The sequence below is a fragment of the Streptomyces sp. NPDC027185 genome (genome assembly GCF_055567035.1).
This window is the reverse complement of sequence record NZ_JBVHRF010000002.1, coordinates 446,254-471,945: the sequence shown is the minus strand read 5'-3', so window position 1 is coordinate 471,945 and position 25,692 is coordinate 446,254. Positions and strand designations below refer to the sequence as shown.

Here is a 25,692-nt window from a genome sequence, read left to right as displayed (position 1 = left end):
CAGTCGACAAACTGGTGCGGTCCTGTGGAATGAGGAGGGGATTCGGGCTCTCAAGGGGGCCGGTGAAGCGGCCGTCCCGATCGCCATGAAGAGACTCGCAAACCTCGGCGACGGATACAACCCCTACCGGAAACTTTTTTTGATTCCTCGGTGTCAGCTAGGTCACAGCCGTACTTCTAGGGGGTGGAAGTCAGCCTAAACGTTCGAGTGAAAGGACTTTAGGCCCTACTGCTCACACAATCACACGCAGTGCACGGCGAACGCCTGTGAACGTCACACTTGTACGCAGTCCGAGGTGGTCGCCGTCCATCTGAAACGGCAGCGGGACCTGTGAATGCAAGGTGAAGGCCGTCAGGTCGTGGAGTGACAGTGCGTGCTTGCCGTGGGGGCCGCGCTCCGGCGTGGAGGCCAGCAACTGGGTCGCGTAACGCGTCACGGCGGCGGGGGAGAGGCGGCTCAGCGCGAAGACGTCCAGCGCGGTGTCGAACGAGGCTTCCGGGAGCGGGTAGAGCGGGCGATTGCCCAGGTAGCTCCAGGGAGAGGTGTTGCAGATTATCGACATCACCAGGCCGTCGGTGATCTCCGGGGCGCCGCCGCCGGGGGCCGGGCGCTCCAGGGTGATGGCGCCCTCCCGGCGGTTCTGGTCGCCCAGGAACTGCCGGACGACCTGACGGACGTAGAGGCTGTGGGTCGAACGCTTGCCGCGCTCGCGCTGCTGTTCGACGCGGCCGACCACGCCGGCGTCGAAGCCGAATCCGGCGCAGAAGGTGAACCAGCGTCCCGGGGCGCCTTCGTCCTCGCTGCCGCGGGTGCCCGCCGCGTGGCCGAGGCCGACCGTCCGCTCGCTGCCGTCCCGGAGCGCGTCCAGCAGCGCGCCGGTCGCCTCCACGACGTCGTTGGGCAGGCCGAGCGCGCGGGCGAAGACGTTGGTGGAGCCGCCGGGGACCACGGCGAGGCGGGGGTGGGACTCCGGGTCGGGGCCGTGGGTCAGCAGGCCGTTGACGACCTCGTTGACGGTGCCGTCGCCGCCGAGCGCCACCACCAGCTCGGTCCGGCCGTCCTCGGCGGCGTGCCGGGCGAGATCGCGGGCGTGGCCGCGGTACCGGGTCTCGGCGACCGTCAGATCCAGATCGCTGGCGAGCGCGTGGGCCAGAACGTCACGGGTGCGGGCACTGGTGGTGGTGGCAGCGGGATTGACCACGAGAAGCGCGCGCATGACCGCCAGCGTACCTACCCGGGGGTACCTGCCCGGCGACGCACCTCCTCCTGGAGGGGCGCGGGCGGGCGGCCGCGCGCCGCCGGCGGGGCGGACGCCGGGCGGTACGGGTGACGGAGCGCGGCGGCCGGAGCGCGGGAGGCGGGCGCCCGGGGCGGAGCGCGGCGGGCGGTGCCGGGGGCGGCCGGGGCGGGGCGGGCCCGGCGCTACCCTGCTGGGGTGAGCAGTGAGCAGCAGAAGAAGTCCGCCCGCCAGGCCGCCGCCGCGCCCGCGGCCCCCGAGCCGACCGGACCGCGGCCGGCCCGGCTGAGCGCCGCCGCGGTGCTCACCGCTGTCGAGGGCGTCGCGCTGGCCACCCTCGGTGTCTGTCTGCTGATCGAAGGCGTCACCGGTTCGCCGGACAGCCCGCAGCAGGCCGTGACCGGCGCGGTGACGGTGCTCGCGCTGGCGGTGTTGCCGCTGGTCGCCGCACGCGGGCTGTGGCTGCTGCGCCGCTGGAGCCGCGGCCCTTCGCTGATGACGCAGATCGTGGCGCTGCCGGTCGCCTGGACGCTGATCAACGGCGGTGGCGCGCTGATCGCCGCGGGCGCCGGGCTGGCGGTCGTGGCCTTCGTCGTCCTGGGGCTGCTGGTCAACCCGACGGCCACCGTGGCGCTCGGTATCGCCCCCCGGGAGTGACGGGGCGGAACGGTGGAGGGGGCGGGCCCGTGCGGGCCCGCCCCCTCCGTGCGTCAGCGGACGCTCACTCCTCGACGAGGAGACGGTCGCGCAGCTGGGCCAGGGTGCGGGCCAGCAGCCGGGAGACGTGCATCTGCGAGATGCCGACCTCCTGGGCGATCTGCGACTGGGTCATGTTGCCGAAGAACCGCAGCAGCAGGATCTTCTTCTCGCGCGGCGGCAGATCCTCCAGCAGCGGCTTGAGGGATTCGCGGTACTCGACGCCCTCCAGCGCCTCGTCCTCCGCGCCGAGGGTGTCGGCCACCGCGGGGGACTCGTCGTCGGTGTCGGGGACGTCGAGGGAGAGCGTGGAGTAGGCGTTCGCCGACTCCAGGCCCTCCAGGACCTCTTCCTCGGAGAGCCCCAGATGCTCCGCCAGCTCGTGGACGGTCGGGGCCCGGCCGTGGCGCTGGGACAGCTCGGCGGTGGCCGTCGTCAGCGACAGCCGCAGCTCCTGGAGGCGGCGCGGCACCCGGACCGCCCAGCCCTTGTCCCGGAAGTGGCGCTTGATCTCGCCGACGACGGTGGGCGTCGCGTACGTCGAGAACTCCACCCCGCGGTCCGGGTCGAAGCGGTCGACGGACTTGATCAGGCCGATGGTCGCGACCTGGGTGAGGTCGTCCAGGGGCTCGCCGCGGTTGCGGAATCTGCGGGCCAGGTGCTCGACCAGCGGGAGGTGCATCTGGACCAGGGTGTTGCGCAGCTCCGCGCGCTCCGGGGAGCCGTCGGGGAGTTCGCGCAGCTCGTGGAACATCGCCCGCGCACCGCTGCGGTCGTGCGGGTCGTGGGCGTGTGCCGGGTCGTGGGCGTGCGGGGGCTCCGGGGCGTCGGGCTCCGGGGTCTCCTGGGGCGGGCGCGGCGTGTGCTGTGCCCGCCCGTCCTGCTGCTCGCTGTCGTCCATGTGGTCCGCCCGCTCTGCCTGCTCCGCTGCGTCCGGCCGGCTGCCGGGGTCGTCCGCGCCCGTCGGGTGCGGCCGGGCCTGCTGGTCCGGGATGGTCGCACCCGGCGCGATCCCCGCGCCGCGTTCGAGATCTTTCACGGGGCCCCCTGTTCGGTCATGACGGTCCGGGACCGGCGCCGCGCTCCTTGTAGAGGCTGATGGTGACCGTACGGTCCTCGGCGACGGTGGAGTCGACCTTGCCGGCCAGTGCGGAGAGCACCGTCCAGGCGAAGGTGTCGCGCTCGGGTGCGCGGCCGTCGGTGGTCGGCGCCGAGACGGTCACCTGCAACGCGTCGTCGATGAGGCGGAAGACGCAGCTCAGCACGGAGCCGGGGACGGCCTGCTGGAGCAGGATCGCGCACGCCTCGTCCACCGCGATGCGCAGGTCCTCGATCTCGTCGAGGGTGAAGTCCAAGCGGGCTGCGAGACCGGCGGTGGCCGTCCGCAGCACGGAAAGGTAGGCACCCGCAGCGGGCAGCCGGACTTCCACGAAGTCCTGGGTCCCGGGCTCGCCTGCGATCTGGGACACCCTCACCTCCAAGGTGGCACAAGCTGGATTGAGCTGATACGAGTTGAGCTGATGTGCGGCCGCTGTGCCGCTCCGGGCGGGGGGCCGGTCGATCCCGCGGGATCGGGCGGTGGCGCGGCGCAGCACATGGGTCGGCTGTGACGCTACCGCGATCCGCGGGCCGGTGTCGCCCGGAAGGAGCAGGGCGCTCGTCCGGAATGCGAACGGATCCGGGAGGGCCCGGAACCGCTGTCGTCACTCATTGTAAACACATGCGTACGCACAGTGGCTAGGGGTCGGGGGTGTCAAATCCTCGACGGTGACGCTCCGTTGACCTGTGCGGTGCCCGCGAGGTCGCGCAGCGCCTCTCCAGTGAGCCGGAAGACGGACCATCCGTCCATGGGCCGCGCGCCGATCGACCGGTAAAAGCCGATGGACGGTTCGTTCCAATCCAGGACGGACCACTCGAAACGCTCGTAGCCGCGGGCGACGCAGATCTCCGCGAGCGCCGCCAGCAGCGCCTTGCCGTGGCCTGCGCCGCGTGCCTCGGGGCGGACGTAGAGGTCCTCCAGGTAGACACCGTGCGTGCCCGTCCACGTCGAGAAGTTGCGGAACCACAGGGCGAAGCCCACCGGCTCGCCGTCCGCCTCCGCGATCAGCGCGAAGGCGGCGGGCTGCGGACCGAAGAGCGCCTCGGTGAGCTGCGCCCGCGTCGCCCGCGCGGCCTCGGGGGCGCGTTCGTACGCGGCGAGTTCGCGGATCATGGCCAGGATGACGGGGACGTCGGCGACGGCTGCTTCGCGGATCATGCCGTCAGGCTAGACCGCGCCGGTGACAGGCCGGCAGGGAGGCCGGGGGCGCCGGGTGGGAAGGCCCCCGGCGGCACCGTCGCGCGCCGGGCCGTACGCGCTCCCGGCCGGGGCCGTCCCGTCGCCGTCCTCAGACCAGGAGCTGGTCGGCGAAGCACCAGCGCCAGGTCTCACCGGGCTCGAAGGAGCGCATCACCGGGTGGCCGGTCTGCTCGTAGTGCGCGGTGGCATGGCGGAACGGTGAGGAGTCGCAGCAGCCGACGTGGCCGCAGACCAGGCAGAGCCGCAGCTGGACGGGGTGGCTGCCCGCCTCCAGGCACTCCGGGCAGGTGTCGGTCAGCGGGACGGGTTCGGCGCGTGGCAGATCACGGACGTGCACACACTCGCTCATGATGGCCAGGTTACGACCCGGGGAGCGCCGGCCCCGGGCACGGGACCGGCGGCGCCGCACACGGGCCGCTCCGGGGACGGACGGGACGGGCCGATGGACGTCATGCCGCTGCTGTTGCTGATCGCCGGGAGCGCCGCGGTCGCCGCGCTCGCCCGGCGTACGCCCGTCTCCGCACCGCTGCTGCTGGTCGCGGTCGGGCTCCTCGCGGCGTACGTCCCCGGGGTGCCGGACTACACGCTCGATCCGCACATCGTGCTGCCGTTGGTGCTGCCGCCGCTGCTGCACACCGCGGCGCTGGAGAGCTCCTACCTGGACCTGCGGGCCAACTGGCGGCCGGTGGCGCTGCTCTCCGTGGGGTACGTGCTCTTCGCCACCGTCGCCGTCGGGCTCCTCGCCCACCTGGCGGTGCCGGATCTGCCGCTGCCCGCCGCGCTCGTCCTGGGGGCGGTGGTCGCGCCGCCCGACGCCGTCGCGGCGACCGCCATCGCCCGGCGGCTGGGGCTGCCCGGCCGGATCACCACCATCCTCCAGGGTGAGTCGCTGGTGAACGACGCCACCGCCATCACCGCCTACAAGGTGGCCCTGGCCGCGGCGGTCGGGGTGGGCGCCACCTGGGCGAGCGGCGCCGAGGAGTTCGCCGTCGCCTCCCTGGGCGGTATCGGCGTCGGGCTCGTCCTGATGGTGCCGCTGCACTGGCTGCGCCGCCGGCTGCGGGACGCGCCGCTGCTGGAGAACACGCTCTCGCTGCTCATCCCGTTCGTGGCGTACGCCGCCGCCGAGCAGATCGGGGCGTCCGGGGTGCTCGCCGTGGTCGTCGTCGCCCTCTATCTGGGGCACCGCTCCTGGCAGGTGGACTTCGGAACGCGGCTCCAGGAGGCGGCGGTGTGGCGGATGGTGTCGTTCCTGCTGGAGTCCGCGGTCTTCGCGCTGATCGGGCTCCAGTTGCCGGTGGTGCTGCGCGGGCTGGGGGAGTTCAGCGGCGCGCAGGCCGCGTGGTACGCGGCGCTGGTCTTCGTGGCGGTGGTGGTGGCGCGGTTCGTGTGGGTCTTCCCGGCGACGTATCTGCCGCGGCTGTCGGCCCGGATCCGGGAGCGGGAGCCGGATGTGACGGTCGCGGCGCCGCTGATCGTCGGCTGGGCGGGGATGCGGGGCGTGGTGTCGCTGGCCATCGCCTTCTCCATCCCGGCGACGGTGCACGGCGGCGGCCCCTTCCCCGCCCGCAACCTGGTGCTCTTCCTGACGTTCACCACCGTCATCGGCACGCTGGTCGTCCAGGGGCTGACGCTGCCGCCGCTGATCCGCGCGCTGAAGCTGCCCGGCCGGAACGCGCGCACCGAGACGCTCGCCGAGGCGCAGGCGCAGAACGAGGCGTCGCGCGCCGCCGAGGCGCGCCTGGACCAGCTCCTCGCCGACGACCGCAACGCGCTGCCGGGGCCGTTGGAGGACCGGCTGCGCACGGTCATGGAGCGGCGCCGCAACGCCGTCTGGGAGCGGCTGGGCGCGGTCAATGAGGCGACCGGTGAATCCGCCGACGAGACGTACCGGCGGCTGGCCGGCGAGATGATCGACGCCGAACGGCGGGTCTTCGTCCGGCTGCGCGACACCCGCCGCATCGACGACGAGATGCTGCGCACCCTGCTGCGCCGCCTCGACCTGGAGGAGGCGGCGGCCTACCGGGAGGAGCGGGGGTGAGGGGCCGGGCGTGCGGCGCCGGGCGGGCCGCCGCTCCGGCGCCGTGGTGCGGCGGGACCGGCCGCCCGCCGTGCCGCCCGGCGCCCGCCCGCCGTCACCCGGGAGCTATCCCTTCAAGAACGCGTCGCCGTGGGCGCTGATGTGGGCCTCCAGTGCGGCCAGGGCGCTTCCGGTGGCCTCGGGGGTGCCGCTGCCGCGCCGTTCGGCGTAGTAGGCGGCGCCGAGCTTCTTGAGGAGGTCGTTGCCCGCGCGCTGCTGCTGGACCTCGTCCACCTTCTGCTTGCCCTGTTCGAGGGCGCTCTGGGCCTGCTCCTTGGCGCGGTCGAGAAACCCTGCCATCACTGCCTCCTGTGAACGATTCGGTCTCATCGGGATCAACGGTCCGCCCGGCCGCCGGGTTCCCCGTGCCAGGCTCCGCCACCCGGGCGGCGGACGCGAGACGGGCGGGCCATCGGGCGGTCCGCCGGGCGGGTCCGTGGACGGGACGAGAGCCCGTCGCCCGGTGGCCGGTGCGGTAAAACGGGCCCCGCCGCCGGGCGCGGGAACGGCCGGGTTAGCGTGTCCGATATGGACTACCAGGCCGTTCTTGATGAGGTAGCGGCCCATGCGCGGCCGTATGCGGGGCAGGGCGCGGTCGCCGATTACATCCCGGCGCTCGAACGTGTCAGCCCCGACCGTTTCGGTATCGCGCTCGTCGACATCGACGGCTCGGTGTACGGGGCGGGCGATTGGGAGACACCGTTCTCCGTGCAGTCGATCTCGAAGACCTTCTCGCTGGCGCTGGTGATGGCGCACGCCCACGACGAGGAGATCTGGACCCGGGTGGGCCGCGAGCCGTCCGGTACGCCGTTCAACTCCCTGGTGCAGCTGGAGTGGGAGAACGGCATCCCGCGCAATCCCTTCATCAACGCCGGCGCGCTCGTCGTCACCGACCGCCTCCAGACCCTCACCGGTGACGCCAGTACGACGATGCTGCACTTCCTGCGGGAGGAGAGCGGCAACGAGGAGCTGGCGTTCGACCAGGCGGTGGCCGGTTCGGAGGCCGAGCACGGGGACCGGAACGCCGCGCTCGCGCACTTCATGGCGTCGTTCGGCAATCTGGAGAATCCGGTCCCCAGCGTCATCGAGCACTACTTCTGGCAGTGCTCGATAGAGATGAGCTGCCGGGACCTTGCGACCGCCGGCGGTTTCCTCGCCCGGCACGGGCTGCGTGCCGACGGCACCCGCCTGCTGGAGGCGCGGGAGGCCAAGCGGATCAACGCGGTGATGCTGACCTGCGGCACCTACGACGCGGCGGGGGAGTTCGCGTACCGGGTGGGGCTGCCCGCCAAGAGCGGGGTCGGCGGCGGGATCCTCGCCGTCGTACCGGGCCGCTGCACGCTGTGCGTCTGGAGTCCGGGGCTGGACCGGCGCGGCAACTCCGTCGCCGGCGCCGCCGCGCTCGACCACTTCACGACGCTCACCGGCTGGTCGGTGTTCTGAAGCCACCCGGGCGGGCCCGCCGTGCGCCCGCCCGGCTCAGGCCGCGTTGTGGCGGCGATCTTCCGGGCGCATCGTGGGCGTAGGGAGGTGCACCGCCATGGAGCACGAGATGCGCGCGGAGTACGAGGACGGCGTGACACCGGGAGAGGGCGCCCCGGTCAAGATCTGGCACATGGTCCGTCTCGACGGGATCAAGGCGATGTGCGGCCGGATCCTGGCGGAGTCCGCCGCCGTCCAGCCGGCCGATCTGTGGGGCACGCCCGAGGGCGAGCCGTTCTGCCATTCCTGCGGTGCGATGTACCTGCGTGAGGTGCCCTGAGCGGCGGCGTCCGCGGCGTCAGGGGCAGTGGATGATCTGGCCCGCGTAGGAGAGGTTGCCGCCGAAGGCGAAGAGGAGGACCGGGTCGCCGGTGGTGATCTCGCCCCGTTCGACCAGCTTGGACAGGGCGAGCGGGACGGACGCGGCCGAGGTGTTGCCGGAGTCGACGACGTCCCGGGCGACGACGGCGTTGACCGCGCCGATCTTCCGGGCGATCGGTTCGATCATCCGCAGGTTGGCCTGGTGGAGGATGACCCCGGCGAGGTCGGCGGGGGTGAGGCCGGAGCGTTCGCAGACCTGGCGGGCGATGGCCGGCAGCTGGGTGGTGGCCCAGCGGTAGACGGTCTGTCCCTCCTGCGCGAAACGGGCCGGTTCGCCCTCGATACGGACCGCGTGGCCCATCTCGGGGACCGAACCCCACAGCACCGGGCCGATCCCCGGCTCCTCGGAGGCGGTGACCACGGCGGCGCCCGCACCGTCCCCGACCAGGACGCAGGTCGTACGGTCCGTCCAGTCGGCGACGGCGGTGAACTTCTCGGCGCCGATGACCAGCGCCCGCCGCGCGGAGCCGGCGCGGATGGCGTGGTCGGCGGTGGCGAGGGCGTGGGTGAAGCCGGAGCAGACGACGTTGATGTCCATCGTCGCGGGGGCCGTCATGCCGAGCGTGGCGGCGACGCGGGCGGCGGTGTTGGGGCTGCGGCCGGTCGCGGTGCAGGTGGCGACGAGGACGAGGTCGATGTCCTCGGGCGGGACGCCGCCGGCGGCGAGGGCCTTCGCCGCGGCCTGGGAGGCCATCGCGTCGACGCTCTCGTCCGGTCCGGCGATGTGCCGGGTGCGGATGCCGACGCGGCTGCGGATCCAGGCGTCGTCGGTCTCCACCATGGCGGCGAGATCATCGTTGGTGAGCACGCCCGGCGGCTGGTAGTGGCCGACCGCGAGAACGCGTGAACCTGGCATGTCATCCCCTTCCGGACCTGCGGTGTCGTGCGACCAGTGTGACCCGCTGCGGCCGGGCGTCCCTTGCGAGAACCACCAATCTTCCGCCGTCTTCTCTGGAGAGATCCGACTCCTGCCGGACCAGGCCCCGCAGACGCGTTCGACGGGAGCGGGCCGCGGCCGGCGAGGAGGTACGGGCCGGGGAGGGTGAGCCGCGTCACCGCAGGCCGGACGGGGTGCCGGGCCCCGCACACGTGCCACCCGGTACGCGCACCGGGCCGCATTCCGTACGCCCGCCCCGTACGCACCTTCGTACGGCACCTTCGTACGGCATCTTCGTACGGCGCCTTCGTACGGAGGCGGGGCCCCGGCCTTCCCGGCCCGGGGCCCCGCCTGCCGTACGTCCGCTCCGCCGCGGGTCGCTCCGGTGTCATTCCGCCGTCGCGCGGAAGCGGCGCAGGCGGAGGCTGTTGCCGACGACGAAGACCGAGGAGAAGGCCATCGCGGCGCCCGCGATCATCGGGTTGAGCAGACCGGCGGCGGCCAGCGGCAGGGCGGCGACGTTGTAGCCGAAGGCCCAGAAGAGGTTGGTGCGGATGGTGCCGAGGGTGGCGCGGGCCAGCCGGATGGCGTCCGCCGCGGCCCGCAGGTCGCCGCGGACCAGGGTCAGGTCCCCGGCCTCGATGGCGGCGTCGGTGCCGGTGCCCATGGCCAGGCCCAGATCGGCGGTGGCCAGCGCCGCCGCGTCGTTGACACCGTCGCCGACCATCGCGACCGTACGGCCCTCGGCGCGCAGCCGCTCCACCACGGCGACCTTGTCCTGCGGCAGCACCTCGGCGATGACCTCGCCGATCCCGACCTCGGCGGCGACCGCCTCGGCGACCGCGCGGTTGTCGCCGGTCAGCAGCACCGGCGTCAGACCCAGTGCGCGCAGCCGGCGGACCGCTTCGGCGCTGGTCGGCTTCACCGCGTCGGCGATCACCAGGACCGCGCGGGCGGCGCCGTCCCAGGCGACCGCGACGGCGGTGGCGCCCGCCTCCTCGGCCCGCCGCTTCGCCGCCGCCAGCGGCTCGGGCAGCGTCAGCCCGGCATCGGCCAGCAGCCGCTCCCGGCCGACCAGCACGGTGTGGCCGTCGACCGCGCCGCGGACGCCGAGCCCGGGGACGTTCTCGAACCGCTCGGGCGCCGGCAGCGCGCCGGGGGCCGCCTCCTCGGCGGCGGTGGCGACGGCGCGGGCGATCGGGTGCTCGGAGGCGTGCTCCAGCGCGCCGGCCAGCCGCAGGGCGGTGGCGCGGTCGGTGCCGTCGGCGAGGTGGACGCCGGTCAGCGTCATCACGCCGGTGGTGACCGTGCCGGTCTTGTCCAGGACGACGGTGTCGACGGCGCGGGTGGACTCCAGCACCTCCGGGCCCTTGAGCAGGATGCCCAGCTGGGCGCCGCGGCCGGTGCCGACCATCAGGGCGGTCGGGGTGGCCAGGCCCAGGGCGCACGGGCAGGCGATGATCAGCACCGCGACGGCGGCAGTGAACGCGGCGGTGGCCCCGGCGCCCGTCCCGAGCCAGTAGCCGAGGGTGCCGACGGCCAGTGCGATGACGACCGGGACGAAGACGGCGGAGATCCGGTCGGCCAGCCGCTGGGCCGCGGCCTTGCCGTTCTGCGCCTCCTCCACCATCCGCGCCATCCGGGCGAGCTGGGTGTCGGCGCCGACCCGGGTCGCCTCGACGACGAGGCGGCCGCCGGCGTTGACGGTGGCGCCGGTGACGGTGTCGCCGGGGCCGACCTCCACGGGGACGGACTCGCCGGTCAGCAGGGCGGCGTCCACGGCGGACGAGCCCTCGGTGACCCGGCCGTCGGTGGCGATCTTCTCGCCGGGGCGGACGACGAAGCGGTCACCGACGGCCAGCTCGGCGGTGGGGATACGGATCTCCCGGCCGCCGCGCAGCACCGCGACGTCCTTGGCGCCCAGCTCCATCAGGGCGCGCAGCGCGGCCCCGGCCTTCCGCTTCGCGCGGGCCTCGAAGTAGCGGCCCGCCAGGATGAAGGTGGTGACCCCGGCCGCGGCCTCCAGGTAGATCGAGCCGCCGCCGTCACCGCGGGTCAGGGTCAGCTCGAAGGGGTGGCGCATCCCGGGCATCCCGGCCGTACCGAAGAACAGTGCCCACAGGGACCAGCCGAACGCGGCGAGCGTGCCCATGGAGATGAGGGTGTCCATGGTGGCCGCGCCGTGCCGCAGGTTGGTCCAGGCGGCGCGGTGGAACGGCCAGGCGGCGTAGACCACGACCGGGGCGGCGAGGGTCAGCGAGAGCCACTGCCAGTTGGTGAACTGCAGGGCCGGGACCATCGCCATGAGGATCACCGGGACGGACAGCACCAGCGCGGTCAGCAGCCGCTGCCGCAGCGTGGTGAGGCCGTCGTCCTCCGGGGCGCTCCCCTCGTCGTCCGGCTCCGGCTCGGGCGGCGCCGGGACCGCGGCGGTGTAGCCGGTCTTCTCGACGGTGGCGATGAGGTCGGCGGCGCCCAGGGGGCTGCCCTCGTCGAGGGAGACACGCGCCTTCTCGGTGGCGTAGTTGACCGAGGCGGTGACGCCGTCCATGCGGTTGAGCTTCTTCTCGACGCGCGCCGCACACGAGGCGCAGGTCATCCCGCCGATCTCCAGCTCGATGTACTGCTCTCCGGGCACGGTGATCACGACTGCTCCTCGTGGTACGGGTGGGGGGTATGCGGGGTGCTGTGCGGCGCGGGGTGTGCGGGCGGCGCCGGGGCGCCGGCGGTGCGGCCGAGGCCGAATCCGGCGGCGAGCACGGCCAGCAGGATCAGTGCGTAGCCGCCGAGCAGGACCGGGGTGGTCGGTGCCGTCATTGCCGTACTCCTCACAGGGATACCGGAACCGGGGGACGCGGGCGCTCCCGGGGGGTGGGGACGGCGGCGCCACCGGCGTCCCTTCCTCTCCAACTGTATACCCCCCAGGGGTATTCCGTCACGGGGTGGCGGCCCCGCCCGCGGCGCCCCGCGGCCGCCGCCCCGGGCGCCCGGTCCCTGCCGTCCGGCGGGCCGGGGCGCCATACTGACCCGGTGTCGATGATCCGTAGCCTCCGCCGCGCCGTCCGGTTGCCGCAGCCGCGCACCCGCGGGGTCGACCTCAGCCACCCCGCCCGCTCCCCGCTCGGCACCGCCGTCGTCAACTGCGCGATCTACGAGAACGGTGTGCGCCAGCCCGGCGACCACCCCGCCGACGAGGCGATCCGCCGGGTGCGCCGCTCCGGGACGGGCTTCGTGTGGATCGGGCTGCACGAGCCCGGGGAGGCCGAGTTCGCGGGCATCGCCGAACTGTTCGGGCTGCACCCGCTCGCCGTCGAGGACGCCGTCCTCGCCCACCAGCGCCCGAAGATCGAGCGGTACGACGGCTCGCTGTTCACCGTCTTCAAGACCGTCCGCTACGTCGAGCACGAGCAGCTCACCGACACCAGCGAGGTCATCGAGACCGGCGAGCTGATGGTCTTCACCGGAGCCGACTTCGTCATCACCGTCCGGCACGGCGGCCACGGCTCCCTCGGCCCGCTCCGCGAACAGCTGGAGCAGGACCCCGAACAGCTGGCCATCGGCCCGTCGGCGGTGCTGCACGCCGTCGCCGACCTCGTGGTGGACGACTACCTCGACGCCGCCGCCGAGATCCAGGACGACATCGACGACGTGGAGAGCGAGGTCTTCTCCGTCAGCGGCGGGCGCGGCGGCGCCGGCCGGATCTACCAGCTCAAGCGGGAGCTGCTGGAGCTCAAGCACGCCGTCGCCCCGCTCGACCGGCCGCTGCAGACGCTCGTCACCCGCCCGATGCCGTTCGTCGACGCCCGGCTGCGGACGTACTTCCGGGACGTCGCCGACCACCTCGAACGGGTCGTCGAGCAGGTCACGTCCTTCGACGAACTCCTCAACTCCATACTCCAGGCGCACCTCGCGCAGGTCACCGTCGCGCAGAACGAGGGGATGCGCCGGATCAGCGCCTGGGTCGCGATCCTCGCCGTCCCGACCATGGTCTGCGGCGTCTACGGCATGAACTTCACCTACATGCCGGAGAAGGACTGGACGTTCGGCTACCCGCTGATCATGGCCATCACCCTGGCCCTGTGCTGGCTCATGCACCGCGGCTTCAAGCGCAACGGCTGGCTGTGACGGGCCGGGGCTCAGGCTGATCCCCGGACACGGCGGACCGGGCCGCTTCCGCGAGGAGGAGACCCGGTCCGGGAAGCGTCCGGCGCGCTACCGCCCGGCGACGTGGCGCGGGCGCGCCGCCCCGAAACCCACCGCGATCTGCGGGACCAGCAGCACCAGCAGCACCGCCAGCGGCACCGTCCAGCCGCCCGTCGTGTCGTGCACCGCGCCCAGCACCGCCGGGCCGGTCGCCGCCAGGATGTAGCCGAAGCACTGCGCCATGCCGGACAGCTGCGCGGTGTGCCGGGCGTCCGGCGCCCGCTCCACGATGAACAGCAGCGCCAGGCTGATCGCCCCGCCCTGCCCCAGCCCCAGCAGCGTCATCCAGACGTACGCCCCGCCCACCGGCGCGGCCGGCAGTCCGGCGAACGCCGCCGCGCACAGCACCGCGCTCACCGCGGCGAGCGTCCCGGCGCGCAGCCGCCGCCCCACGATCACCGGCGCGAGGAACGAGCCCGCGATGCCCAGCAGCGACGAGTACGACAGCATCCACCCGGCGTCGCCCGCCGGCATCCCGGCGTCCTTGAGCACCGTCGGCAGCCAGGCGGCGGCCGCGTAGTAGCTCAGCGACTGGAGTCCCATGTAGCCGGTGACCTGCCAGGCCAGCGGGGAGCGCCACAGGCCGCGCACCGGGTGCGCCGCCGCGGACGCCGCACCGGCCCCGGGCCGGGTACGGGCGCCGGTCTGCGGCAGCCAGCACACCAGCGCCACCACCGCCAGGGCGCCCCAGCCCGCCAGCGTCGCCTGCCAGCTCAGCCCGGCGGCCCGCTGTACCGGGACGGTCACCCCGGCGGCCAGCGCCGCGCCGCCGAACAGCGACATCGAGTACAGGCCGGTCATCAGCCCGGCGCGGGCCGGGAAGTCCCGCTTGATCAGACCGGGCAGCAGCACGTTGGCGACCGCGATCCCGGCGCCGATCACCACCGTCCCGGCGAACAGCGCGACCACCGAGTCCACCAGCCGCAGCGCGGTCCCGGCGCCGATCAGCGCCATCGTGCCGAGCAGCGTCCGCTCCGCGCCCAGGCGCCGGCCCAGCCGCGGCGCGATCGGCGCCAGCAGCCCGAAGCAGAGCAGCGGCAGCGCGGTCAGCAGGCTCGTCGCCGCCGCCGACATCCCGCTGTCGTCCCGGATGGTTGCGGCCAGCGGCGCGACCGCGACCAGCGCGGGCCGCAGGTTGAGCGCCAGCAGGACGACGCCGAACCCGAGGTACAGCGCGCGGCGCCCGGTCGGTACGGGCGGCGCCCCGAGGGCGGCGGGGCGCGGCGGCGCGGCGGATATCGGGCCGTCCGCGACGGCGGATCCGGGGTCAGGCACGGTGGTCTCCGGTGGTGTGCGGAGCCCCGGCGGTGCGGGCGCCGTCGCCCGTGTCCCCGCGCAGGGCGTCCCTCGCTTCGGTCAGATGCGCCAGGACGGCGCGTTCGGCGGCGTCCGCGTCGCCCGCCTCGATGGCGTCGACGATCGCGGTGTGCCCGTCGAGCTGGTGGTGGACCGCGTCCGGTACGTGCGCGGCGAGCACCGCGTGCAGCGTGGCCCGCAGCGCGTCGCTGAGGTGCGCGTACAGATCCGCCAGCACACCGTTGTGCGCGGCCTGCGCGATCAGCTGGTGGAAGCGGACGTCGGCCGCCACGAACGCGTCGGTGTCCCCCGACTCCCAGGTCCGCACCCGCTCGGCCAGCACTGCACGGAGCGCCGCCAGATCCTCCGGGGTGCGCCGCACGGCGGCGTGGCGCGCGGCGTCCCGCTCCAGTGCGGCACGGACCTCGTACGCCTCCAGGCTCTCCGCGCGGCGCAGCCGGCGCTGCACCGCGGCGCCGAAGTCGCTGCGGGCGCGGACGTAGGTGCCGTCGCCCTGCCGGGCCTCCAGCAGTCCGGTGTGGACCAGCGCCCGGACCGCCTCGCGGACGGTGTTGCGCCCCACGTCCAGCTGCTCGACGAGTGCGGGCTCCGGCGGGATCTTCGTCCCGACCGGCCACTCGCCGCCCGCGATCAGCGCCTCCAGCTGCTCGATGACGAGGCCGACCAGGCTGGTACGGGCGGTGTTGCGCAGCGGCATCGGTGCGGCGTCCTCTCCTCGGACCAAGGCGGCGGACCGCCTCCCGGCCCACCGCATTCTCCGGGTCATGGGAACATCCCATGTTTCCGCCTGTCAAAAGAGACGGACCCCGCACACACCCGCGGCGGAGTCCGTGAGGACTCCGCCGCGGGGCGCGTACGGGGAAGACGTGCACGGGGCGGCCGTACGCGGGGCCGCCCGGTGATCCGGGCAGGGGACCGCCGCCGTCCGGCCGCCGTCCTCCGGTGGCCCGCGCCGGTCGGGCGCGGGCGGCCGGGGTGAGGGGCCGGGCGGCAGGCGGGTGGGGAACCCCTGCCTCCGGGGCGCGGCGTACCGCGCCGGGGTGCCGTACCGGCGGGCGGCGCCCGACGGAGCGTCAGGACGGCGCGGCGGCCGGTGCGCCGGGCGGACGGGTCAGGACGCCTTGGCGAAGAGCTTCGCCAGACCGTTCGCCCAGAGCTGGTCCACCTGCGCGCGCTCGTTCTCGTCCGGCTGGGTGTTCTGGCAGGACGGGCCGGGGCCGCCGCCGGACATCAGCTCGCTGCACGGACCCTCGTAGTGGTCCGGCAGGCCCAGCACGTGACCGGTCTCGTGGGTCACCACGCGGGTGGAGTTGTACTGCTGGTTCTGCGCGTAGTCCAGGAAGACGAAGCCGCTGCCGTGGCCGTCGGTGCTGGCGTACGAACCGCGCGGGTCGTTGCCCTCGCGGTACTGGAAGTCGCCCCCGCTGCCTTCCTGGAGCTTGACGTTGGAGACCGCGCTGTTCCAGATCTGCGCGGCCTGCGATATCTGGTTCGCGAACGTCGGGGCGGCGCTGGCGTCGTAGGTCACGGTGACCGACTGCGCGTGCGGGTTCGCCTTGAGCTTCTTCGCCACCGACTTCACCACGGCGTCGAAGAACGCCTTGTTGTCGGCCTGCTGCGCGGCCGAGCCGGTGTACGCGGCCACCGTGGCGGCCGTGGAGCGGTGGGAGGCGGGGGAGGAGGGCGTCGCGGACGCCGGGACCGCCGCGGTGAGTGCGGCGGCGAGGCCCAGGCCGAGCGCCGCCGACAGCGCCGTCTTGGGAGATCTCATGTGGGGGCTCCTTAATTTCCGAGGGCTACGGCCGCCGTGTGGGGCGGCGGCCGGGGCCCCGGATTTCTTGGTGCCGCCGAGTCTGGACGCAGTTCACCCGCCGGGCGGAGATGCCAGGAGGCGATAGGACAGGCCAATACCCCGGGCAAAAGAGCCAGTTCATGGCGGTTCAGGAGTCTGGTGCCAGGCCATCGCGCATGGCTATGCTCCGGACGTGGAGCTAGAGGTGAGGCATCTTCGAGCCCTGTGCGCCATCGCCGACTCCGGCAGCGTACGGAAGGCGGCCCGTCAGCTGGGCATGACCCAGCCGTCGTTGACCACGCAGCTCCACCGCATCGAGAAGGCCCTCGGCGGCCAGCTCTTCTTCCGCGCCGCCACCGGCAGCCGCCCCACCCCGCTCGGCCATGTGGTGCTCTCCCGCGCCCGCCCGATCGTCGCCGACATGCGCGCCCTGGTCGACGAGATCACCGCCGTCTCCGTCCGCGAACAGGGCGCCCGGCTGCGCATCGGCAGCACCAGCAGCCGCGCCGTCGCGGGCTGGCTGCGCCGGATGCGCGACCGGCTGCCCGGCGCCGATCCGGCCCTGCGCATCGACGTCTCCGCCAACGCGCTGCTGCAGATGGTCTCCTCCGGCCAGCTCGACGCCGTCTTCGTCCACGAGGTCGAGGGCGCCCCGCTGCGGGTCCCCGCCAACCTCGTCCAGCACGAACTCCTGGCACGCGAGCCGCAGTTCATCGCGTTGCCCGCCACCCACCCGGCCACCGCCAAGGAGGTCGTCGACCTCGCCGACCTCGCGGGCGACCCGTGGATGGTCGATCCGACCGTGGACGGTGAGTGGGCCGGGCTGCGCCGCATCTGGGCCGCCGCCGGCGTCAACCCCCGGGTGGTGCACGGCGATTACCTCACCGCCGCCGATCTCGTCGCCGCCGGTGAGGTCGTCACCCCCTGCCAGCCGACCTCCCGCCCCCGCCACGGGATGGACATCCGGCCCCTGCGCGGCGATCCCCTCGCCGTCCGCCTCTTCATGGCCTGCCGCTCCGACGCCACCCTCGCCGTACCGCCCGAAGCCCTCTTCGCCGACCTCACCGCCTCCTACAGGGAGATCGCCTGGGCCAGCGGCGTGTACCGCTCGTGGCTGATGCGGCACGGGGAGGGGGCGCTGCGGAGGGGGCTGGCGTCGGCCTAGGGCCTCCGGTCCGCGGCCGCGGGTGTCAGGACGCCGGGGGCCGCCCGTCCCGGAGCCGGGCGGCGAACGCGCGGGCGGCGGCCAGATCGCCGTCGTCCGGCCGCTGTTTGCGGATACCGCCGATGAGTTTGAAGGGCAGCATGGTGTCGCGCGCCCGGCAGGTGAAGCGCCCCGCCACCTCGTAGCCCTTGCCTTCGAGGAGCCGGACCAGCGGGCGGGTGAACGGCGCCGGCGCCAGTTCGGGGAACCCGCTGGTGGCGAAGACGAACGCCCGGCGCCTTCCGGCGGGAAGCGTCTCGGCGAAGCCGGTCAGACGGGGATGGAGCCGCTGGTGGAAGACGCCCGAACCGAATCCCACGAGGTCGGCGGCGGCCAGCTCCGCCGGGTCGGCCTGTTCGGGGGTGACGACCTTCGCGTCCAGTACCTCGGCCATGGTGCCGGCGATCCGGCGGGTGTTGCCGTGCGACACGGAAGCGCACACGATGACGGCCTTCATCCTCACGATCCCTTCTCCCGGTTCGGCCCCCAGGACAGCACGAAGGACAGCGCGGCGGCACGGGATGTGACACCGCGCCGCCCGGAGCGGGCGGTGCGGCGCCGGCCGGGGCGCGGGCGGTCAGCCGGGGCGGGGGCGCGTAGGCGCAAAGGGCAACCGCCTCGGCCGCGATTCCCGCCGGGCGGCCCACCAGGACCTCCCGCAGGGCGAACCCCCGGCAGACAACGGGACCCTGGCGGTGACCTCGTGCACCACCACCGGGCAGAATGACCGCGCCCCCCCGCGCGACCCTTCTGGAGGCAATCCCGTGAAACCCGCTCGCGCCGCACTGCTCCTCGCGTCCGCCGCCCTGGCGTCCGCCCTGCTCCTCGCCACCCCGGCGTCCGCCGCGTCCCCGTCCCCGTCCGGCGCGGTGACGGCCCCGACGGCCGCAGCCGCCGACGGCACCCCGGTGGACGAGATGTCCGAGGACGATCTCCGTATCGCCGTCCTGCGGATCCTGGCGGACAAGACCAGCGGCCGGGCGGTCGTCCGCGAGGCGAACAAGGCCCTCGACGGCACCGTCGACGACCTGCGCACCTTCCTCAAGACCGGCTACCGGCTGGCCCGCGCCGAGGACGACCGTGTCGAGATCGCCCGGCTCCTGGCCGACCCGGCCTCCGGCAAGGCGGTGCTGCGTGAGGCCGGCAAGGCGCTGGACGACGGCAGCCCGGAGGTGGTGCGCGCCTTCCTGGAGACCGGTCTGCGGCTGGCCCGCGCCGAGGACGACCGCGTCGAGGTCGCCCGCATCCTGGCCGACCCGACCATCAGCGACGCCCTGCGCGCCGCCGCCGAGAAGGCCATCGACGGCACCCCGGAGGAACTGCGGTACTTCCTGGAGACCGGCCGCTACGAGGCGGACCGGCCGGCGTCCTGACACCGGTCCGTCCGGGCGGGAGCCCGTGACGCGGGCCGGCCCGGACGCGAGCCCCTGCCCGGCCACCGGCCCCGGACCGGCCACCGGTCCCGGACCGGCCCTGGACGCCCCCGGCGTGACCTCGCGTCACCCGGGCCGCGTCATCTGAAGACCGCGTCACCTCAACCCGAAGGGGCCCGGCGGAACATCCGCCGGGCCCCTTCGCGCGGCGCCGGCCCGCTGAGGCGCGGGGCGGCGGCCTGGCCTCGGATCAGGCCTTCTTGGTCTCCCAGAAGATCTTGTCGACCTCGGCGATGAGGTCCAGGGCCTTCTGGCCGGTGGCCGGGTCGTTCGAGCCCTTGGCGGCCGAGAGGGCCTTGAGGGTGTCGTTGACCAGCTGGTGCAGCTGGGGGTACTTCTCGAAGTGCGGGGGCTTGAAGTAGTCGCTCCACAGCACCGAGATGTGGTGCTTGGCCAGCTCGGCGCGCTGCTCCTTGATCAGGACCGCGCGGGTGCGGAAGTCCGCGTCCTCGTTGGCCTGGTACTTCTCCTGAACGGCCTTGACCGACTCGGCCTCGATACGGGCCTGGGCGGGGTCGTACACGCCGCAGGGCAGGTCGCAGTGGGCGCTGACCTTCACCTTGGGGGCGAACAGGCGGGAGAGCATGTTCAGTCCTTCCTCGTGATCGTCTTCTCACGGGCGAGATTACTCGGTGCCGGAAGGCTTTTCTCGGGCGGGCCGGGGGTCTTAGGGCAAAAGTCCGGCCGCCCGTGGGACCGGAGCCCGGCCACCGGGCGGAACTGATGGAGGATGAACCCCGTGAGCTGGAGGAAGGGTCCGGTGGCTGCCGGAGCGGACCGGGAGGTGGGCCGGATGCCCGAGCGGACGGACGGGCGCGGGCCCAAGGGCGGCGGCGGGGCGCGGCGGCGCGGCCCGGTGTTCGGGCTGGCCGAGGTGTACAACCCGTCGATGCTGCCGACGCTCCGGCCCGGTGACCGGCTGCTGCTGCACTACGGCTGCGTGGTCCGGCCGGGTGATGTCGTGGTGGTCCGGCATCCGTTCCGGCAGGACCTGCTGATCGTCAAGCGGGCCGTGGAGCGGCGGGACGGCGGCTGGTGGGTGCGGGGCGACAACCCGCGGGTGGTCAACGACAGCCGGGAGTTCGGGGCGGTGCCGGACGAGCTGGTGGTGGCCCGCGCCCGGGTGCGGCTGCGGCCGCTGGGGGCTCAGCGTTCGCCGCTGGCGGTGGTCGCCTGGGCGCTGTCGGCGGTGCGTCCGCTGCGGGCGGCGCGTTCGCTCTCCAGCTTCTTGCGGGCGCGGTAGGCGGCGACGTTGGCGCGGGTCGCGCAGCGGTCGGAGCAGTAGCGCCGGGAGCGGTTGGTGGAGGTGTCGAGGTAGACGTTCCGGCAGGGGCGGGCCTCGCAGACGCCGAGCCGGTCCACGCCCAGTTCGGTGAGGTGGAAGGCGAGGCCCATACAGGCGGTGGCGGTGTAGCCGGCGGTGGCGTTGGCGGCCTGGTCGGCGATGTGCATGTGCCAGTCGGGGCGATTGTCCGCGTCGCGGTACTCGTGGCCGGAGATCTGCGGGCTGACCGGGAACTCCATCATCAGCGCGTTCAGCAGGTCGACGGCGCGGACCTCGTCCCCCTCGGCCGCCGCCTCGAAGACGGTCCGCAGCCGGGTGCGGACCGCGCGCAGCCGGGTCACGTCGCTCTCCGTGGCGCGGCGGGCGATCTGCTGCGCGGGCCCGAAGAGCGCGCGGACCGCCTCGACGGAGGTCAGGCTGTCGCCGCCGCGCTCGGGCTGCTCGGTGTTGACGAGCCGCACGGCATAGTCCGAGTAATAGGCCAGTTCCACTTGTAGTCCTTACGGGCGCGGGCTATCGTTCCGGGCGGGTAGCCGTAATGGGTGTTGTGGCTACGAGGGTATTACATGCGGAAGGGGTTCGTGATGACCGAGACCGTGTCCGGGGCCGACTGGCAGGCGTGGCAGGACAGTTGGGACCGGCAGCAGGAGTGGTACATGCCGGACCGCGAGGAGCGGTTCCGGGTGATGCTCGACATGGTCGAGGCGCTGGTGGGCACCGCGCCCCGGGTGCTCGACCTCGCGTGCGGCACCGGCTCCATCTCCGACCGGCTGCTCAAGCGCTTCCCGGAGGCCGAGAGCGTCGGCGTCGACCTGGATCCCGCGCTGCTGGCCATCGCCGAAGGGTACTTCGCCGGTGACGAGCGGGTCCGCTTCGTCCGCGCCGACCTGAAGGACCCGTCCTGGACGGAGCGGCTGCCGCACACGTCGTACGACGCGGTGCTCACCGCCACCGCGCTGCACTGGCTGCACACCGAGGACCTGCGCGGGCTCTACGGACAGTTGGGCACCGTGGTGCGCGACGGCGGCGTGTTCATGAACGCCGACCACATGCCGGAGGAGTCCACCCCGCGCATCAACGCCGCCGACCGCGCGCAGCGCCATGCCCGGATGGACCGCGCCAAGGCCGCCGGCGCGCTCGACTGGGCCGACTGGTGGAAGCTGGCCGCCGCCGACCCGCTGCTGGCCGGGCCGACCGCCGAACGGTTCGAGATCTACGGGGAGCACGCCGACGGCGACACCCCCTCCGACCGGTGGCACGCCGAGGTCCTGCGGGACTCCGGCTTCGCCGAGGCGCGCACGGTGTGGCGCTCGCCGAGCGATGCGCTGGTGCTCGGACTGAAGTGACGCCGGTGCGGTCCGGGGTGCGCTCCTCGTGAGTGTGCCCCGGGCCGTCGCCGTACGCCCGCGCCCGGCCCGGCGCCGTACGGCCCGCGCCGTCCGAGGGCCGGGACGGACCGCCGCCGCGCGGTGCGGCCCGTTTATGGTGCGGGCATGACATCTCAGACCCCGCAGCCGCCCGACCGCTACCTGACCGGCCTGTTCTCGCTGACGGGGCTGAACGCCGTCGTGACCGGTGGCAGTTCCGGTATCGGCCGGGCGATCGCCGGGGCGCTCGCGCGGGCCGGGGCGCGGGTGGTGATCGTGGCGCGCCGGGAGGCGGAACTCGCCGCCGCCGTCGGCGAACTGACCGGCGAGGGCTGCCGGGCCGCCGCCGTCAGCTGCGATCTGGGCGACCGGGCCGCGCTCCGCGCTGGTGCGGAGGAGATCGCCGCCGTCTTCGGTGAGCCCGACATCCTGGTCAACAGTGCCGGGATCAATCTGCGGCCGCCGATGGGCGAGATGACCGACGAGGTCTGGGACGCCACGATGGCGGTCAACCTGGAGGCGCCGCATCTGCTGGGGCGGCGGTTCGGCCCCGGCATGGCCGAGCGGGGCTTCGGCCGGATCATCCACGTCAGCTCGCAGCAGGCGCACCGCGCGTTCGTGCAGAGCGGGGTCTACGGGGTGTCCAAGGGCGGGCTGGAGTCGCTGGCCCGCTCGCAGGCCGAGGCGTGGTCCCCGCACGGCGTCACCTGCAACACGCTGGTGCCGGGCTTCGTGATGACCCCGCTCAACGCGCGGCTGTCGTCCGACCCGGAGCGGGTGGCGGCCCTCGCCGGCCGCACCCTGACCGGCCGCAACGGCCTGGCCGAGGACTTCGCGGGCGCCGCCGTCTTCCTGGCGAGCCGCGCCGCCGCCTACGTCACCGGGCAGAGCCTCTTCGTCGACGGCGGGTTCTCCGTGCACTGATCCGTGCACTGATCCGTGCAGTGAGGGGCCGCTCGGGGCGCCCGCCCCCCCCACACACACCGGAGGCGGTACGGGCCCCGGGCCCGTACCGCCTCCGGTCACACCCGCCGGGGCTCCCGGCCCCCGCTCACAGCACCTTGGACAGGAACGACTTGGTGCGCTCGTGCCGCGGTGCGCCCAGGACGTCGCGGGGGTGGCCGGATTCGACGACCACGCCGTCGTCCATGAAGACCAGCGAGTCGCCGACCTCGCGGGCGAAGCCCATCTCGTGGGTGACCACGACCATCGTCATCCCGTCCGCGGCCAGGTCCTTCATCACGTCGAGGACGTCGCCGACCAGCTCCGGGTCGAGCGCGGAGGTCGGCTCGTCGAAGAGCATCAGCTTCGGCTCCATCGCCAGCGCGCGGGCGATGGCGACGCGCTGCTGCTGGCCGCCGGAGAGCTGCGAGGGGTAGTTGCCGGCCTTGTCCTTCAGGCCGACGCGGTCCAGCAGCTTGCCGGCGCGCTCCCGGGCGGACGCCTTCGACTCGCCCTTGACCTGGACCGGCGCCTCCATGACGTTCTCCACCGCGGTCATGTGCGGGAAGAGGTTGAAGCGCTGGAAGACCATGCCGATGTCGCGGCGGCGGGCCGCCACCTCGCGGTCGCGCAGCTCGTAGAGCTTGCCGTTCTGCTCGCGGTAGCCGACCAGCTCACCGTCGACCGAGAGCCGGCCGGCGTTGATCTTCTCCAGGTGGTTGATACAGCGCAGGAACGTCGACTTGCCGGAGCCGGACGGGCCGATCAGGCAGAAGACCTCCTTGGGCGCCACCTCCAGGTCGATGCCCTTGAGGATGTGGGCCGCGCCGAAGGACTTGTGGACACCCTCGGCCTTCACCATCGGGACGGCCTTCGAGGCGGTCGGGCTGGCGGTCATGCGGCACCTCCGGCGCGGTTGAGGCCCGCCAGCTTCGCCTTGACGCGCTGGAGGGGGGTGGGCGGCAGCTGGCGGCTGGCGCCGCGGGCGTAGTACCGCTCCAGGTAGTACTGACCGATGCTGAGCACCGTCGTGGCGATCAGGTACCAGGCGGCGGCCAGGATGAGCATCTCCACCACGACACCGGAGTCCCGGCCGACGTTCTGCGCCGCCTGCAGCAGGTCGTAGTACTGGACGGCGATCACCAGGGAGGAGGTCTTCAGCATGTTGATGACCTCGTTGCCGGTCGGCGGGACGATCACCCGCATCGCCTGCGGCACGATGATCCGGCGCAGCGTCTTCGCGTGGCTCATGCCCAGCGCGTGCGCCGCCTCGGTCTGGCCCTCGTCGACGGCGTTCAGCCCCGCCCGGCAGATCTCCGCCATGTACGCCGCCTCGTTGAGCCCCAGGCCCAGCAGCGCGCACAGGAACGGCGTCATGAAGTCCGACCACTCGTCCTTGTAGATCGGCATGATGTCGATGTACTGGAAGACGAGGCCGAGGTTGAACCAGAGGAAGAGCTGGACGTAGACCGGCGTGCCGCGGAAGAACCAGATGTAGAACCACGAGACCGACGAGGTCACCCAGTTCTTCGACTGGCGCATCACGGCGAGGATCACGCCGAGCACGATGCCGATGACCATCGACAGCACGGTGATCAGCAGGGTGTTGCGCAGACCCTTGAGGATGTCCGCGTTGAAGAGGTACTCGGGGATGGCGTCCCAGTTGACGTTCCCGGTGGCGAAGGCCCGCACGAGAGCCGCGATCACCCCGAGGACGACGAGCGCCGCCACCCAGCGGCCGTAGTGGCGGACGGGAATGGCCTTGATGGACTCGGGCGGGGACGGGGTCCCGGCCGGGGACCGGTCCGACTTCTCGACGTCGACTGACACGGATGCTGCCTTTCGGAGGTTCAGCGGATCGGCGGACGGGGCGGGGAGGCGGGGCGGCGGTCAGGAACCGCCGTTGAGCTTCACTTCCTCGACCGCCGCGTCCTTGACGTCCCACTTGTCGAGGACCTTGGCGTAGGCGCCGGTCTTGATGGCGCGCTCCAGCGCCGCCTTGAGCGCGTCGCGCAGCTTCTCGCTGCCCTTGGGTACGGCGATGCCGTACGGCGCGGCCTTCACCGGCGCGCCGCCGACCATCTGGAAGTCGTTGCCGTGGCCGGAGACCTTCACGGCGTACGCGGCGACCGGGTAGTCGCTGGAGACCGCGTCCACCCCGCCGGTGCGCAGCCGGGTCTGGGCCTCGGAGTCGTTGTCGAACGCCTCCATGGCGATCGGCTGCTCACCGTTCTTCTCGCACGTCTTCGACTGCTCCTTGGCCAGGTCGTGCGAGACGGTGCCGCGCTGCACGGCGATCTTCTTGCCGCACAGGGCGTCCCAGCCGTCGATCCCCTGCGTCTTGCCCTTCTGGGTGTAGATCGAGACGCCGACGTTGAGGTAGTCGATGAAGTCGACGCCCTCACCGATCTTCTTGCCGGTGTTGGAGTCGATGCCCTGCTGGCGCTCCTTGGTATCCGTCATCGCGGACATCGCGATGTCGTACCGCTTGGACTTCATACCGCCCATGAGGGTGTCGAAGGTGGCGTTGTTGAAGTTCAGCTTGACGCCCAGTTCCTTGCTGAGCACGGCCGCCAGATCGGGGTCGATGCCCTCGATCGCGCCGTTGCTGCGGAATTCCACGGGCTTGTACGTGATGTCCGAGCCGACCTGGATGAGCGCCTTCTCCTGGATGTCCTTGGGGAGCATCTTGAAGAGCGGGGCGCTGGTGTCACGATTCTTCACCGCCTCGCGGCGGGCGATCGCCGCGTCGGTCTGGTCCCCGCAGGCCGTCAGCAGCAGCGCGGCCGCGACCGCGGTCGCCCCGGCCACGGCCGTACGGGAGCGGCCGGCGGCGGGGCGACGGGTGGGGCGTGCGGTCATGCTGATCCTCCTGCGGGTGGGGAAAAGCCGGCGGGTGACGGCCGGGAGGGGCGCTCACGGCCACCGCGACCTCGGTCGATGGACGGAATCCTGCCATCAGGAATCCGGTATTCGGACTGCCGTTCAGGTCAAAATCGGATAACGGACGACCGGCGTTCGCTCCGTCCTGCTCCACCGCCGGGCGGTGACCGGCGGCGACGGCGGCCCCGCCGTCCGCCCCCGCCCGTCCCGACGT

At 73.1% G+C, this 25,692-nt stretch carries 28 protein-coding genes; 10 read left to right on the top strand and 18 right to left on the bottom strand.

Translation table 11 applies throughout. From position 1 onward, the window contains the following. Positions 1-232: 232 nt before the first annotated feature. A complete protein-coding gene (locus ACZ4M8_RS07260; RefSeq protein ID WP_399086040.1) occupies positions 233-1,216 on the bottom strand; it encodes a diacylglycerol/lipid kinase family protein in 984 nt (327 codons plus the stop codon). Between the two features lie 219 nt (positions 1,217-1,435). On the opposite strand from ACZ4M8_RS07260, the gene ACZ4M8_RS07255 reads away from it, so the two are divergent. Continuing rightward, the gene (locus ACZ4M8_RS07255) at positions 1,436-1,894 is read left to right on the top strand and encodes a hypothetical protein (protein ID WP_467604085.1); all 459 of its coding nucleotides are present in this window, start codon (positions 1,436-1,438) and stop codon (positions 1,892-1,894) included. 64 nt (positions 1,895-1,958) lie between these two features. On the opposite strand, the gene ACZ4M8_RS07250 is transcribed toward ACZ4M8_RS07255, so the two are convergent. The 4 genes from ACZ4M8_RS07250 to ACZ4M8_RS07235 form a co-directional block, all read right to left on the bottom strand. After that, positions 1,959-2,945 carry an RNA polymerase sigma factor SigF gene (locus ACZ4M8_RS07250; protein ID WP_467605288.1) on the bottom strand — a complete coding sequence of 329 codons (987 nt, stop codon included), beginning with the start codon at positions 2,943-2,945 and terminating at the stop codon, positions 1,959-1,961. Between the two features lie 43 nt (positions 2,946-2,988). Then, the gene (locus tag ACZ4M8_RS07245) at positions 2,989-3,402 is read right to left on the bottom strand and encodes an ATP-binding protein (RefSeq protein WP_003985353.1); all 414 of its coding nucleotides are present in this window, start codon (positions 3,400-3,402) and stop codon (positions 2,989-2,991) included. A gap of 284 nt (positions 3,403-3,686) precedes the next feature. Then, positions 3,687-4,190 carry a GNAT family N-acetyltransferase gene (locus tag ACZ4M8_RS07240; RefSeq protein ID WP_467604082.1) on the bottom strand — a complete coding sequence of 168 codons (504 nt, stop codon included), beginning with the start codon at positions 4,188-4,190 and terminating at the stop codon, positions 3,687-3,689. Positions 4,191-4,320: 130 nt separating this feature from the next. Beyond that, complete coding sequence (locus ACZ4M8_RS07235; RefSeq protein ID WP_467604081.1) at positions 4,321-4,581, bottom strand: UBP-type zinc finger domain-containing protein; 261 nt, start codon at positions 4,579-4,581, stop codon at positions 4,321-4,323. 93 nt (positions 4,582-4,674) lie between these two features. Here ACZ4M8_RS07235 and ACZ4M8_RS07230 point away from each other — a divergent pair, with 93 nt between their 5' ends. Continuing rightward, complete coding sequence (locus ACZ4M8_RS07230; protein ID WP_467604079.1) at positions 4,675-6,273, top strand: Na+/H+ antiporter; 1,599 nt, start codon at positions 4,675-4,677, stop codon at positions 6,271-6,273. Between the two features lie 105 nt (positions 6,274-6,378). On the opposite strand, the gene ACZ4M8_RS07225 is transcribed toward ACZ4M8_RS07230, so the two are convergent. Continuing rightward, the gene (locus ACZ4M8_RS07225) at positions 6,379-6,612 is read right to left on the bottom strand and encodes a hypothetical protein (RefSeq protein ID WP_467604077.1); all 234 of its coding nucleotides are present in this window, start codon (positions 6,610-6,612) and stop codon (positions 6,379-6,381) included. A gap of 228 nt (positions 6,613-6,840) precedes the next feature. On the opposite strand from ACZ4M8_RS07225, the gene ACZ4M8_RS07220 reads away from it, so the two are divergent. Next, entirely contained in the window at positions 6,841-7,755 is a 915-nt protein-coding gene (locus ACZ4M8_RS07220) for a glutaminase (protein ID WP_467604076.1), read from the top strand. A 97-nt stretch (positions 7,756-7,852) separates the two neighbouring features. Next, the gene (locus tag ACZ4M8_RS07215) at positions 7,853-8,074 is read left to right on the top strand and encodes a hypothetical protein (RefSeq protein WP_467604074.1); all 222 of its coding nucleotides are present in this window, start codon (positions 7,853-7,855) and stop codon (positions 8,072-8,074) included. Positions 8,075-8,092: 18 nt separating this feature from the next. Here the strand turns inward: ACZ4M8_RS07215 and ACZ4M8_RS07210 are convergent, their stop codons facing one another. The 3 genes from ACZ4M8_RS07210 to ACZ4M8_RS07200 form a co-directional block, all read right to left on the bottom strand. Further along, positions 8,093-9,031, bottom strand: coding sequence for a beta-ketoacyl-ACP synthase III (locus ACZ4M8_RS07210; RefSeq protein ID WP_467604072.1), 939 nt, complete (start codon positions 9,029-9,031; stop codon positions 8,093-8,095). A 409-nt stretch (positions 9,032-9,440) separates the two neighbouring features. Next, entirely contained in the window at positions 9,441-11,699 is a 2,259-nt protein-coding gene (locus ACZ4M8_RS07205; RefSeq protein WP_467604070.1) for a heavy metal translocating P-type ATPase, read from the bottom strand. Further along, complete coding sequence (locus ACZ4M8_RS07200) at positions 11,696-11,869, bottom strand: hypothetical protein (RefSeq protein WP_467604067.1); 174 nt, start codon at positions 11,867-11,869, stop codon at positions 11,696-11,698. The genes ACZ4M8_RS07205 and ACZ4M8_RS07200 overlap by 4 nt, the downstream gene beginning before the upstream one ends. A 219-nt stretch (positions 11,870-12,088) precedes the next feature. Here ACZ4M8_RS07200 and ACZ4M8_RS07195 point away from each other — a divergent pair, with 219 nt between their 5' ends. Further along, a complete protein-coding gene (locus ACZ4M8_RS07195) occupies positions 12,089-13,177 on the top strand; it encodes a magnesium and cobalt transport protein CorA (protein WP_467605286.1) in 1,089 nt (362 codons plus the stop codon). An 87-nt stretch (positions 13,178-13,264) separates the two neighbouring features. On the opposite strand, the gene ACZ4M8_RS07190 is transcribed toward ACZ4M8_RS07195, so the two are convergent. From ACZ4M8_RS07190 to snpA, 3 genes are all read right to left on the bottom strand, one after another. Then, positions 13,265-14,530 (bottom strand): CynX/NimT family MFS transporter, encoded by a 1,266-nt coding sequence (locus ACZ4M8_RS07190; RefSeq protein ID WP_467604066.1) that lies wholly within the window; start codon positions 14,528-14,530, stop codon positions 13,265-13,267. Further along, a complete protein-coding gene (locus ACZ4M8_RS07185; protein ID WP_467604064.1) occupies positions 14,523-15,269 on the bottom strand; it encodes a FadR/GntR family transcriptional regulator in 747 nt (248 codons plus the stop codon). Before ACZ4M8_RS07185 ends, ACZ4M8_RS07190 begins: the two co-directional genes overlap by 8 nt. A 414-nt stretch (positions 15,270-15,683) precedes the next feature. Further along, complete coding sequence (snpA, locus tag ACZ4M8_RS07180; RefSeq protein WP_467604062.1) at positions 15,684-16,343, bottom strand: snapalysin; 660 nt, start codon at positions 16,341-16,343, stop codon at positions 15,684-15,686. 214 nt (positions 16,344-16,557) lie between these two features. Here snpA and ACZ4M8_RS07175 point away from each other — a divergent pair, with 214 nt between their 5' ends. Continuing rightward, positions 16,558-17,529, top strand: coding sequence for a LysR family transcriptional regulator (locus ACZ4M8_RS07175; protein WP_467604060.1), 972 nt, complete (start codon positions 16,558-16,560; stop codon positions 17,527-17,529). A 25-nt stretch (positions 17,530-17,554) separates the two neighbouring features. Here the strand turns inward: ACZ4M8_RS07175 and ACZ4M8_RS07170 are convergent, their stop codons facing one another. Continuing rightward, positions 17,555-18,025, bottom strand: a complete 471-nt coding sequence (locus ACZ4M8_RS07170; protein ID WP_467605284.1) for a flavodoxin family protein — start codon at positions 18,023-18,025, stop codon at positions 17,555-17,557. 307 nt (positions 18,026-18,332) lie between these two features. Between ACZ4M8_RS07170 and ACZ4M8_RS07165 the strand changes: the two genes are divergently transcribed. Continuing rightward, positions 18,333-18,941: an ALF repeat-containing protein gene (locus ACZ4M8_RS07165; protein ID WP_467604059.1), complete on the top strand. Its 609-nt coding sequence runs from the start codon at positions 18,333-18,335 to the stop codon at positions 18,939-18,941. 250 nt (positions 18,942-19,191) lie between these two features. Here ACZ4M8_RS07165 and sodN read toward each other — a convergent pair whose 3' ends face one another. Next, on the bottom strand, positions 19,192-19,587 hold the full coding sequence (gene sodN / locus ACZ4M8_RS07160; RefSeq protein ID WP_399085961.1) for a superoxide dismutase, Ni: 396 nt from the start codon (positions 19,585-19,587) through the stop codon (positions 19,192-19,194). A 207-nt stretch (positions 19,588-19,794) separates the two neighbouring features. Here sodN and sodX point away from each other — a divergent pair, with 207 nt between their 5' ends. After that, the gene (gene sodX / locus ACZ4M8_RS07155) at positions 19,795-20,244 is read left to right on the top strand and encodes a nickel-type superoxide dismutase maturation protease (protein WP_467605281.1); all 450 of its coding nucleotides are present in this window, start codon (positions 19,795-19,797) and stop codon (positions 20,242-20,244) included. Here sodX and ACZ4M8_RS07150 read toward each other — a convergent pair. Continuing rightward, entirely contained in the window at positions 20,148-20,777 is a 630-nt protein-coding gene (locus ACZ4M8_RS07150) for a CGNR zinc finger domain-containing protein (protein WP_467604056.1), read from the bottom strand. The genes sodX and ACZ4M8_RS07150 overlap by 97 nt on opposite strands. Before the next feature lie 93 nt (positions 20,778-20,870). On the opposite strand from ACZ4M8_RS07150, the gene ACZ4M8_RS07145 reads away from it, so the two are divergent. Together ACZ4M8_RS07145 and ACZ4M8_RS07140 are read left to right on the top strand one after the other, a co-directional pair. Continuing rightward, complete coding sequence (locus tag ACZ4M8_RS07145; protein WP_467604055.1) at positions 20,871-21,632, top strand: class I SAM-dependent methyltransferase; 762 nt, start codon at positions 20,871-20,873, stop codon at positions 21,630-21,632. A gap of 147 nt (positions 21,633-21,779) precedes the next feature. Beyond that, complete coding sequence (locus ACZ4M8_RS07140) at positions 21,780-22,577, top strand: SDR family NAD(P)-dependent oxidoreductase (RefSeq protein ID WP_467604052.1); 798 nt, start codon at positions 21,780-21,782, stop codon at positions 22,575-22,577. Between the two features lie 127 nt (positions 22,578-22,704). On the opposite strand, the gene ACZ4M8_RS07135 is transcribed toward ACZ4M8_RS07140, so the two are convergent. From ACZ4M8_RS07135 to ACZ4M8_RS07125, 3 genes are read right to left on the bottom strand one after another with little or no spacing between them, the layout of a single operon-like run. Continuing rightward, positions 22,705-23,457: an amino acid ABC transporter ATP-binding protein gene (locus tag ACZ4M8_RS07135; RefSeq protein ID WP_467605278.1), complete on the bottom strand. Its 753-nt coding sequence runs from the start codon at positions 23,455-23,457 to the stop codon at positions 22,705-22,707. A 32-nt stretch (positions 23,458-23,489) separates the two neighbouring features. Continuing rightward, the gene (locus ACZ4M8_RS07130; RefSeq protein ID WP_467604051.1) at positions 23,490-24,425 is read right to left on the bottom strand and encodes an amino acid ABC transporter permease; all 936 of its coding nucleotides are present in this window, start codon (positions 24,423-24,425) and stop codon (positions 23,490-23,492) included. A 60-nt stretch (positions 24,426-24,485) separates the two neighbouring features. Continuing rightward, a complete protein-coding gene (locus ACZ4M8_RS07125) occupies positions 24,486-25,457 on the bottom strand; it encodes an ABC transporter substrate-binding protein (protein WP_467604049.1) in 972 nt (323 codons plus the stop codon). Positions 25,458-25,692: the final 235 nt, after the last annotated feature.